Origin of the sequence: Trinickia sp. EG282A (genome assembly GCF_040965455.1) — a bacterium.
Lineage (GTDB): Bacteria > Pseudomonadota > Gammaproteobacteria > Burkholderiales > Burkholderiaceae > Trinickia > Trinickia symbiotica.
In genome coordinates, this window is the sequence record NZ_JBFRCC010000002.1 from 101624 (window position 1) to 113148 (window position 11525).

General features: G+C 59.3%; 6 protein-coding genes. 1 reads left to right on the forward strand and 5 read right to left on the reverse strand.

Annotated elements, in window-relative coordinates:
• Positions 1–113: 113 nt before the first annotated feature.
• Positions 114–1028: a plasmid replication initiator TrfA gene (gene trfA / locus AB4Y31_RS08345; RefSeq protein ID WP_368673555.1), complete on the reverse strand. Its 915-nt coding sequence runs from the start codon at positions 1026–1028 to the stop codon at positions 114–116.
• 989 nt (positions 1029–2017) lie between these two features.
• On the opposite strand from trfA, the gene AB4Y31_RS08350 reads away from it, so the two are divergent.
• A complete protein-coding gene (locus AB4Y31_RS08350; protein WP_368674453.1) occupies positions 2018–2437 on the forward strand; it encodes a very short patch repair endonuclease in 420 nt (139 codons plus the stop codon).
• On the opposite strand, the gene AB4Y31_RS08355 is transcribed toward AB4Y31_RS08350, so the two are convergent.
• The 4 genes from AB4Y31_RS08355 to AB4Y31_RS08370 form a co-directional block, all read right to left on the reverse strand.
• A complete protein-coding gene (locus AB4Y31_RS08355) occupies positions 2419–3045 on the reverse strand; it encodes an MAE_28990/MAE_18760 family HEPN-like nuclease (protein WP_368673556.1) in 627 nt (208 codons plus the stop codon). The two genes, AB4Y31_RS08350 and AB4Y31_RS08355, sit on opposite strands and share 19 nt — an antisense overlap.
• A gap of 2 nt (positions 3046–3047) precedes the next feature.
• Complete coding sequence (locus AB4Y31_RS08360; RefSeq protein WP_368673557.1) at positions 3048–4145, reverse strand: DUF262 domain-containing protein; 1098 nt, start codon at positions 4143–4145, stop codon at positions 3048–3050.
• 53 nt (positions 4146–4198) lie between these two features.
• Complete coding sequence (locus tag AB4Y31_RS08365) at positions 4199–5374, reverse strand: DNA cytosine methyltransferase (RefSeq protein ID WP_368673558.1); 1176 nt, start codon at positions 5372–5374, stop codon at positions 4199–4201.
• A 290-nt stretch (positions 5375–5664) separates the two neighbouring features.
• Positions 5665–11511, reverse strand: a complete 5847-nt coding sequence (locus tag AB4Y31_RS08370; protein WP_368673559.1) for a DEAD/DEAH box helicase — start codon at positions 11509–11511, stop codon at positions 5665–5667.
• Positions 11512–11525: the final 14 nt, after the last annotated feature.

Consider the following 11525-nt stretch of genomic DNA (forward strand, 5'->3'; position numbering starts at 1 on the left):
TCGAGCCTGCCATGCGGCCGGTGGCTGGCATTGACGGCACAGGGACACGTGCGCTGCATGGTCCAACGCGTCAGCAGCCGACACTCCAGCTGGATTGGCACTGCGTGTCGGACCTAAATGTCCCCATATGGGCCGCATGAAGCTTCGCCCGCAACAGGCGCTGGCACTTTGGTCTTCCCTGCCGACGCCGGTGCCTTAACCCGTTCGCCTTTCTCGACGACGACTTTTCCTGCGTTCTTCCCCGTCAGCTCCAATTCACATTTGGTCCAGCCGGTAGCCTGCTTGACCATGGCAAGCGCAGGTATCAGTACCTTGACGAACTTGCTCAACTGCATATCCCGCCCCATCAAGACTTGAAGGGTTGCCGGCCGCATCGGATACGGGGACCTGTGTGTCGAGTAATAGGCGTACACGCCCTGTGCCACCGGATTGCCCCTGAGCGATTGCAGCTCCGACCGCCGCAGCAGCGTCCATTGCCCGCTCTCGAAGAGCCTACCCAGCTCGACATCGAGCAGAACGTCATAGTCGTACTCTGTTGTCGACTTACACTCACGGCGGTACATCTTGAGAATCAGCCTGGATTTGCCAATAAAAATGCCAGGGACCGAAAATTCGAACTCGGCGTGAAAGAGACGGTCGAGCGAGTCGTCGAGCAACTTTCTCGTCTTTCCGCCAGCGGCACGTCCGAGCGCCTTGATTAACTCGCCTCGATTGAAACATACGTGCGCTTCACGATGCATTTCGTGGCCGCTGTTGAAGACGCGCCTAAGAAGTTCGTAAAAGACCTCCGCGTCGCCCTGGTCTAGCCCCTGACCGGCGGCCTGAAAGACCTCGATTCCGCTCGTTTCAGTCGCCCCCAGCTTTGTCTTCGACGAATACTGGGGACGAGGGGCCTTCTTGCAGTATGACTGCGTGCTGAAGATGGCACTGCGGGCGAGCGCGTGCGCGGTAACGAAGTTCTTACCCAGGCCGTGGGGAAGTGGCAGCTTCGGCCATGCTGTCAGCGTGCTGTTCTGCGTCGCGGTCATTGTCATTCCTGTCAGGTTTACATGGCCGCTCGTCAGACGGCAGACAGTATACGTCGGAAGATGAACCATGAATTGTTGCGACGGGGACCTGTGGCCGGCAGGAAGGGACCTGTGGCTACCGCGCGAGGGACCTGTGGAACCGGGGTGGAGGAATACTCAGCCTAACTACACGGACTTTTTGGGGGATTGAAGCGGCCAATACATCTTTAAAAGATTTCTAGGCGATGATATTTCAAAGCTAAATCAGCTCGCTTCACTCGCCATCACCCGGGGAAGAGTTATGCAGCCTGCGGCGGCGACGCAGACCTTCGCGCCTGGTGGATTTTGCTGCTTACCAGGACGGGCGGCCTGTCGCCATCTGGGCTCAACGATGTCGCCGCCCGCGGTTGCCCGCTTCTATACCATAACTTCGCCGTGCTCATGTCAGAGTATGGGCGGCAGTTGTCACGTGCCTCGCCTGGTCAGCCGGCACTCCGGGCCGGGATATGCACGAGGCCGGCGCAGTTCACTTGCCTCAATTGGGGTGGGGACCTGTGGCTATGCGACCGACGAAAACGCTTCCCCATAGCTCGTTTTTTCAACAAAAAAGAACTGGAGGCTGACGGGAAGGACAAAGACAGCCGCGTCGGGGCCGCGCCCATTCATAGGGAACGCGAAACAACGATGGATGCCCAGACGGCCCCCCTGAATCGCTATGTGCTGACTGGCGCCGACCGAACCTATGTCGTCACGCAGGCCGTTTCGTGCGGTCTGCGAGAAGGTGCCAGCAAAAGCGTCGCGGTGCCTTACCGAGCAGTTCGCACCTCTGCGCTGTAGCGACCTCGTTGTCCTTGAGCGGGGCGAAGCGAATCTCGACGCCTCGAGCGGTCATCGCTTTCTCCGGGGTTCACGCACCCGTGGAGAACTTGAGCCCACGCCGCACGATTCGTGTTGCCGCGCTGTGGTTTATTCTGTAACTATGAGAAATGGCGGTTCAAAAAGGTATTTCGATGGTCGACATTCTTACGGCGGAGCAGCGGAGCGCCCGTATGCGGCGGGTGCGCCAAACGGGAACAAGCATAGAGCTGCGATTGCGACGCGCGCTCTGGGCGGCAGGTCTCCGATATCGGCTGAAGGCAGCGAACTCCCTGCCGGGGAGACCGGATGTTGTATTCCCCTCCGTCAAGGTCGCTGTTTTCGTCGACGGGTGCTTCTGGCATGGATGTCCGCTACATGGCACTAGACCGGCATCTAATGTGTCATTCTGGGCAGAAAAAATCACGCGAAACCAGCAGCGGGACCAACAGGTCGATAGCAAACTTTCTGCGGCCGGGTGGCGCGTTGTACGCTTGTGGGAGCATGAAGTCAAAAAGGACCTCACAGGGTGCGTGAGCCGGATACGTGTAGCGATTCAAACCACGGACAGATAGTGACGGTGATTGAGAAATTCTTCTACGTCGTTGAGCACAGAAGCTAGCAAGGTACTTACGCGCTCATAGTCGCGAATTAGCTCGCCCGCAGTGAGGTCCTTGCCGTAGTCACCAAATGATTCCGCGCCGTGTGCCAGCCGGTTTCTGGCCACCATGATGGCGTTAAGACGTTCCTCCTTGTAAGCATTGGTTGTTTTAATCCCGAATTCGGTCAGCTTTTCGCGTATTTTTTTCGAATTCACGTTTCCATTGAACACCTTGGCCTTGTCGAACGTGCAGCCAATGATGTCGGTGGTGATGGCAACCAGCTTATCCGTTAGCTTGTCCGCAGCCACGTTTTTGACATTCGCAAGTACGGCAACCTTGAGGCTGGTACTCAGTGAGTCGAAAGCCACTTTTCTCGTCTGCAACTCGTCAAATATGGCCTCTACCGCGTTGGTCATGGTCGACTCAACCAGGTTGTAAAGCAACAGCATCGCGGCCGCCTTCATCGTAGGCGGCAGTCCCTTGGGGATGCCGTGGTCCTTCGATTCGGTGTCTTCAAGCCAGTCGAGATAGTCTTTGATTTCGGCACATCGTTTGTCGTAGTCGGCTCGAACGGAGTGCATTTTTATACGTGCAGAAGTTGGTCTCGAACAAATTCGATGCGGGCTTTCACCTTGGGTCGCGAATTGCTCGCGTCGGAAACCGTATGTTTCGAAAATTCATCTGACGCCAACCAGTCGGCAATATCCTGCTTCGACGCATTGAGCTCAGGGTTCTTCAGCAGCGCGAGCGTTACGCCGACAGAAATTGCTTCGAAACGGACTCGTGGAACGGACGAGTTTGTGGGAGATTTCCGAAAGCCAAAGGGGAAATTGTCGCGAACGAACTCAAGCATCGTTACAAAGCGGGCGAGCAACTTCTCCTTATCGAAGTCGTTCTGGTGTTCCTTCAGATAGCCGTCAAGGAAGCTTCGAACGCTGTGGTTGAATTGCTCATAGCGGTCGGCATACGCGAAATAACGAAGTACCATTTCTTCCGCTTCTTCCCTCCGCTGCTTGCGATACGATATCGGACACACTTCGTTAAACAGCGGAAGCGCGGCGCATTCCGCGATGAAATCATAGAAAGGCCCCGTAAAGATGCCTTTACGTTTCTCCATCGCTCTGAGCTCGTCACTGCCTGTATTGATGCGTTCAAATATGTCGCGCCTGACCGATTCCGTGGCTTTCTCCGATAATTCAATCACACGGATAGGGCGCCGCTTGAACTTTCTCTGCCGTGAGAGTTCGATGTCCGAAAAGCTGAATCCGTTCAATTTGGACAGCTTCTCCAGGCCATCGAGAATCAGCTCGTCGTTTAGGAAGGCCGCGAGCGTGCGAATGCGTTGCGAACCATCGACGATTTCGACGCGACCTTCGTCCGAATCGATGTCTTTCGCGAGGGAAGCCGTGAACACGTAAGGTATCGGGAGCCCCAGCATCACCGACTCGATGAACTTGCTTTGACGGTCGGGGCTCCATACGAAGTCGCGCTGGTAGGCCGGAACGAAGAGTTCGTTGGCGTCCTCGGGCTCTCCTTCGAGATACTTCTGCACTATGAGTTCGACCGTGTATTCCTTGGTTTCATAGTCGACGTCAGTTTGCAGCTCACGAACCTGCGCTTCAGCTGCCGTTTTGTCTTCTTCCGTGATAAAGCGGAGCTGGTTTCGTGCTGTCGTTGCCATGGTAATTTATCTGAAATGTTCCGTATCACGCGCTGCGCCCCTCGACGTCAATGTCAGGCCGGCAGCAGTTCCAACTGTCTTTCAATCCGGGGCGGAATCTCGCCGCCTAGCAGCTCGACATGGCGCTCCACCGCCGCTATGAAGGCGTTGTCAAACTTGAGCTTGGCGCGGCGGGTTCGGGTCAGGAAGCCCAGTGTTGCTTTGAGGGAAAGCGGGTCACCCTCGTCGAGCAAGAAATCCGACAGGGAGGGTGGCCGGTGTCCTAAGGGGTCAACGCCTATGGATACCTGATATCTGCGCTTGCCGTCAAAGCGCGCGGCCCGCGGAATCCGGCCAGACGCCGGAAACTCGCCGTCCAATTGCCTGTTATAGGCCCCTGGATTGGCCAGCCGTTGCCCCAGCCATTGGGCAACGGGAACGCTGACGGCACTTCCTACGAGACTCCAGCGAAACGATGCTCGAACGGCATTCTCGGCGGGTTCAGTCCAGCCCGGTGGAAATCCCTGCAATCTTTCCGCGTCACGGATACTCGGCTTGACGATTTGTCCATCTGGCAGCAACACCGCCGGTGGCGAGGGAATGCCAATCGTCGAGCCATTCTTGAGCGTCGGAACGCTGTCGACCGCCCATCCGAGGCCCGTGAGTCCCTCGGTCCAGTAAAAGCCATGCGCAATGCGACCGACGTCGGTTTTCGGACGGGGCAGTACATTCTCGTCAGCAAGAACAACCCCTGCCGGGTCGATTTCGCGCGAAGCCACCATAAAGACCCGTTCCCGCCGCTGCGGCAGGCCGAACGCAAACGTATCGACGACGCGATATGCCCAGCGATAGCCGCGGCGCTCGAATTCGTCAGCGATAGCCCGCATGGCTGCGCCGCCGTTCAGCTGTAGCATGAACGGCACATTTTCGATTACAACGGTAGGGATTCGCCGTCGCGACAACAGGCGGAAGACTTCCGCAATGAGCCCGGACTTCTGGCCGTCAAGCCCCGCACCGCGACCGGCTTGACTCAAGTCCTGGCACGGGAAGCCGGCGCAGATTGCGTCGATGTCGGACGGCAGGGACCTCAGCGTCGTTACATCGGAGTGGTAAGCCACGTCGGCAAAGTGGCGTTTTAGCACTGCTTCGGCTGCTACATTGACGTCGCAGAGTAGCCCTGTGCGGTGACCTGCCTCCGCCAGGCCGAGCTCGAATCCGCCGATTCCGGCAAAGAGTCCTGCAAATCTCATTTTTAATCTGTCGCTATTTCTGGTCGCGTGCGCAACGTCATGCCGGGACCGAGTCGCACTTCTCTGGCGCCTTCACCCAGGAATGCGCCACTCGGAAGGATACTCGAGTTTGCCAACGGCCTCGAGGATTTTTAGCGGGTATTGCGGGCTTCACATGCAGACGGTCGACGCGCCGCAACCCAGCGCGCCCGTGTAGGGAACACCAGGCGAGGGCAGCACCCATGGCATCAACGGCGCTCCCGCTCGGCGGTTGCGAAGCCGTGAGCGCCTGGCTGCTCGCGGAGGAAGGCTTACGTCAGTCCGTGCTTCTGCGCATGCTCACGTGCCGCGAAGAGGACTCGCTGCGGACGCCTTGCCGCCTGAAATGTGTCAATCAACAGCGTTGTCCCAGAAAACCCGTCTGCGCATTGTTCCAGCACGGCCTTTCTCGACCAGAACGGATGAACGACTATGTATCGACGCGTCGTATTGCGCTCCACTATCGACGGCAGCCGCAGGGGGCCAACGCGCTTCAGGTCGTATAGGTCAGGGCTGAGTCCGGCAATCTCTTCCGCCGAGCGCCAGGCCAAATCCGGCCAGTCGGCGAGTTCGGGGGAGGCGGCCCAGTTGCCGTCCAGACCCGTCATCGACGACGCGTCGAGAAATACCCGAAGCATCGACAGTCCGAGTCGCCAGTCCAGCAGACCGTGATAGGCCCGGTTGCCATACCGCTGCATACACTCGTAGCAAGCCTGCGAGCACGTACCGCGATGCGTCTCGTGAAAGTACGGGGCAACGAGGCTGTCTAAAAGCGGGGCATCGACCATGGACTTCGCAAGCCTGACGACTAGCGGAGGATTCCCCTTGGCAAGGCGGTTTGAAAATCCGGCACCGTTCACGAGGAAGTCTGCAATCTGCAGCAACGGCTTGCCGTTGCGCAGGCGCGGCTCCAGAGCCTCGAACTCGTCAGGTGCGATGTCCAGTTCGAGGGAGGCCCGCTGCATCAACAGATGAGTCGCGCTAATCAGCGCCGCGCGGACCGAGGTGTCCCCGAAGTCACGACCGACCCGGCCGATATCCAGCCCTTCCGGAACCCGGACCGGAGTGAGATACACGGCGTCCGTCTTCTTGCGGGCCATCAGCCGGACCGCTTCGTCGGTCAAGTCCGTGTTGCGTCGCGCACCGCCGCGCATGTCCAGTTCGGCGAACTTTTCTTCGGTAAGGAGTTGACCGTCCAACGACCATTTCCGATTCCCCGGTGCGGGCACCCGGTGGTCCTTGGTCGGAACCATAGCGAACGGCTGGGCCGCACCGGAATCATCGAGCTTGCCTTCGTTGAGTCGAAGAACGCGTGCGTCCGCTGTCGTGCCAACCGACATGTTCGAACCGGGCACGCTGTCGAGAGATACATTGGAGGCCTCAGTTGTCGTTACGCGCCGGAACACGGGCGCCAGTTCTCCTTCCTCGACAGACTTAGGCCGGAAATCAGTGGTGAAAGCAACCGGACTGGTATATCTCGCGAATCTTTCGCTGGGAATTTCACATTCGCAATCCACGCATCGGACCTGTTCCACCGGGAGGTCGGCCAGACTCGACACGGCCCCGCAGGACTCGCAAAACGCGATGTATCGGATTTCTGCTTTCCATGACCCGAATGAAGTCGCGCGATTCGGTTGCACGTCCGGTTCGCGCAGCGCCGGCGAGAAGCCAATTGACTCGTGCTTCCTCTTGTCGCGCACGAGCGAACGACCCGGTGCAAACTCGTAGACCGCGATGTCAAGGTCCCGGTCAATAGTTGCAAATTCAGGAGTCTTTTCCTCGTTGTTCTCGATGCCCACGTACAGGTCGCGTACCCTTGTCGGCATACCGTACATGGGCAGCAAACCCTGCTCAGCAAGAAACTGTGCCAGTGGCAGTGGACTGCCCGCTCCTTCTCCGGCAAGGGACCAGACCTGGTGCGTCAGGTGTTGCGGCGTCATTGCATCTTTCATGGCCCTGGCTTGGGCCGTGTCCTTGTCGAACAGTGCATCAATGACCCGGTCCCGCGTTGCCAGCGTGGCGGCCAGCGCGCCCTCGAGCCGACTCCGCCAGTTACCAGTGGCGGCATAGAAGTTGGACGCGGGCGGAAACTCACCATGCGTATCCGTCAGGTCATCTCCTGGATAAGCGGGGCCGTCTTCATCCCGCAGGCGTGCAAATGCGGCAGCCAGCCAGGCCTTCCGCACAATCCGTTCGACAATCACGACATGTCCCGTGGTCAGGAACGGCGGAGGCGGCACGTCACCGGTTATTCGCTTGGGATTGCGGAAATAGTGGAGGTCGTGACTTCGGCTCCGGCATAAGGTGACTACCATTGAAAATGCCTGACCGCGCCGACCCGCGCGACCGACGCGCTGTTGATAGTTGAATCGCTGCGGCGGCATGTTCGCCTGATACACGGCCTGCAACGCACCAATATCAATACCAACCTCCATCGTCGTCGTGACCGACAGCAGGTCGATTTCGTTGATGCGCTTGAAGAGCTCAAATTCAGGCGACTGCTTTTCTCCGACGAAAATTCCCTTGAAGGCTCTGAGCCGGGCAGCCGGCGAGCCGGTCTGTCCCGTGAGCTCTTCGCAATGCAGCCGGAACGCCGATTCATTGCCCTGCTCGGAACGCGTCGTGCGCCGTGCCAGGAAGTTCGAATCCCACAGCTGTTCGACATTGCCTTCCCGCTCGGCGGGCAATGGGTCAAGGCAACGCGTGCATACGCCGGTTCCTCGGTGCAGGTGAACGCGGCCACAGTTCCTGCAACGATAGTAAGGGTCTCCCCGTTGGCTCAGCCTGACGTAGAGTTTGCTGAGCTCCACGATACCGTGCGCGTGTTCGAGGCCCCTGAATTTCTCGAGCACGTCGTCCAGTTCAACGATGGGCGCCGCGGGTACGCTGGCGCGCGCGAACTTGAAAATCCGGTGCCTTGGGCCAAACTCCTGCGCATGGTCGACATGGGCTGCATCGTCGGACCAACGGTTTCCCGCTACACGATACGCATCTGCGAATACCCGCAGATAGGCATCGAGCCGGTTCGAATCAGTGGTCTGGCTGGCGGTCATCGACGGATAGCCAATACCCGTCTCCTCAAGGGCGAAGTAGGTCTTCGCGAACAGCACTTCGTAGGTCAGCGGACGCTGGTCCTCGCGAATTTCGGCGCGAGCCTCCCCGGCCTCCCCGCTGTCGCTGTGTGCGGGCCATTCCGGCTTCCCGCTTGCTCCAGCGGGGACGACCCAGTGATTCCACGGCTCGTTGCGGATGAAGCCGATACCCGCGGCGTCCGTCGGATGAATGCCAAGCTCGACATGTCGCTGCAGGTAGGAGCGCAGTTCGTTCGAAGTCAGCAGTACCGGTTCTATTACTTCGGCAAGTGCAACCCGTGACGGGTCGGTCGCAAGCTGCAACCTTGCCAGCTCATCGGAGAGCCGCTTCAGTTCCAGGAAGTCGCCCCTCTTGAGTGCCTCGTCGGCCTGTTTCTTCTTCTCTTCGCGCGCTTCGCCATTCGGCCGCGCAGCAACGACCGACTTCAGCGCTTCGATGAGCATCTGCCTGCGGGTATCCTGATGGTGCCGACGCTCGATATCCAGTGCGGCGCGGGCAGCATCCTGCCGGCTGTCGGAAAAGACCACGGACTTGGGAGTTCGACCGCTCACCCTCAAGGCCGAAAACAGCTCGGTCGCGAGCAACTGCGACGTTTTCGCGAAACCGGTACGAAAACTTCGCAACGGCGACATGGCCCCCATCCCTGGCCTGCGCCTGCTGTAGTCGGTCCCGCAAGCGGGGCAGCAGCGCGGTGAAGCCGACCCGGGCCTCCTGGCCAGGTCGTCCGCTTGATTCATGTGGAAGAGCCGTCCCGCGAGACGCGAATTGTCGGATGAGGCAACGGGCGTGACCATCGCGTTGCGCGTATCAAGAGACGCATCCGGCCATTGTTCGTGCCTGGTTTCACCGTCCTTCGGCTCGTCGCGCCGCGGCCAGAAAATGGCGTACTCGTTATAGCTGAGATTTTCGTAGTTGGTAATCGCGGCAGCTTCGGGTAGGTGTTCCAAGTTCGGCGCCGTCGTCAGCAGCTCGGTTGCCCCCAAATTGTCGTCGGCGTTTCGACGTCCACCGACAAACAGTTCGCCGCACGCTTCGCAGTACACGAGCTCGAACAGTCGCCTGGTCGAGCCGTCATCGCATAGAGCGTGCGTGTGACCGCGCTCAACCGAGAGCCCGTCGAAGTGCAGTTTTCCGCCGCTGTCCCGATAGGGTGCGGCGAACATGCCCTCGATACTCCGGAAGAAGGAGTGAAGGCGGACACTTGGAAGTCCGTCCGGAACCGCAATGCCGTAGAGTTCGGGCGTTGATACCGTATCGGCAAGCCCGCGCAGGATGCACAACCCTCGAACGGCTTTCTCGGCGTCGACGCCATCGCTTCCGAAAAGTCGCTGAGCGATTTCACTGACCGCGGTGGCGCGCAGCACTGCGGACGTTTCATCGCCGGTCGTGCACGCATGAACAATTGCGGATGATGCGGCGGCAATCACTTTGGGCAGCGCCGCGGCAACATCCGTCGGAATTGCGTCTATTCCCAACGACCTCGCGACACGCGCGATGGCGACGTCGAGCTCGGAAGTGCGCGCGGTTACTTGTGGAGCAAAATCAGCCCCGTTGACCTCCAGGACAGCGGCGAGCTCCACGAACGGCTCTGTAGCGAGCGGCAGTGTCCCGTCGAACCGCTGTGTGAGTTGCCGTCCACGCACGATTGCATTGCGCCAGTCTGCGGGTGTGCGAAAACCAGCGTCGCCGGGTTCACGGGCTGAGCCAAAGCTACCGAAAAAATCAAACAGATACTGGAGACTGACCTCGGAGTCGAGCCCCTCATCGGGCAATGAGGCGCTCGACGCCAGAATCCTGACCTTGTGCCGATGCTCCGGTCTGTCGAGACCCAGCTTGGCGAAGAGGCTTCTCAGGAGGCCGACGACTTCCATTCCGGCCGAGCCACGAACCAGGTGAAGCTCGTCCATGACCAGAAAGAAATAGGCATCGTCGTTTTCTTCGAGCCATTTGCGAGTCGATGTGAAGATTGGCTCGTCCACCTCGCGCACGAGCATCGTCGCGAGCATCGACGTATTGGTAATCAGGATATCCGGCGGGGTTGCCTGCATGTCCCAGCGGGTGACCATTTCCGCGCCATCGAGCGAGGGAAATAAAAACCTCGTGGGCTCGGGGGCTTCTCGACCAGCCGCGTGTGCATCGGCAAGCTCGCGGGCATCATGTTCGCGCGCAAGTGTCTGCGTGGCTGCCAGGTCGCTCATCCGGCTTCGCATCGTCTCCATGCGTCGCGCCCGCTTGCGCTTTTCCTGCGCAGTGTTGGCCCGTCGAGGATGATTGAGGTGGCCGGTGACCGGAGCGGCGCCAGTGTATCGGCCAAAGAAAATGCGATTTCCGCTGAATCGTTCATCCATCACGGATGTGGCTTCGTCGGAGTCGAGCGCACGGCGTAGTCGCGTCATCTGGTCTTCGACCAGCGCGTTCATCGGATAGATGAGCAACGCGCGAACCGCTTTGGGTCGGCCGGGACTTTCCTTGGACCGTTGTGCGACGAATTCCTGCCCAGCTTCTTTGTACCATTCGTTCGAGAGCTTTTCGCCATGTGGCGCTGGCCACCGCACAGCCTCCTGCGCGATGCTCGCGAAGATGGGTAGCATGAACGATTCGGTTTTTCCCGAGCCGGTTCCGGACGTCACGATTCCAGGCGTACCGCGACCCACTCCGCGTTCGAGCATCTGCCATTGATGCAGGTAGGAGCGCACATTGCTGGTTCGCCGCACATCGTCCCTGCCGGACGATTCGCCGGGAAACAATCCGGACAGTGCCAGTTCCACAAATGCGCGCCGGGCCGCGCTCGAAAAGGAGCGCAACGGATTCCCTGAGTCGAGCAGGACGAGGTCCTGCAGGAAATACGCCACCTGCTCATAGCGTGGCACCGGCTCGAGGAAGGGCTCCGTCGTCAGAGTGCCGTGTCGGGTTAGCAGTTCTCGCCGTGCCGCTGAGACGGACTGGTCGCGAATCCGGAAAGCGGTTTCCAGATACGAGAGGAAGAATTCCCGGATTCTATTGGTAGCGCCTATCGGGTCGAGCATGTGGTTTACCGTGA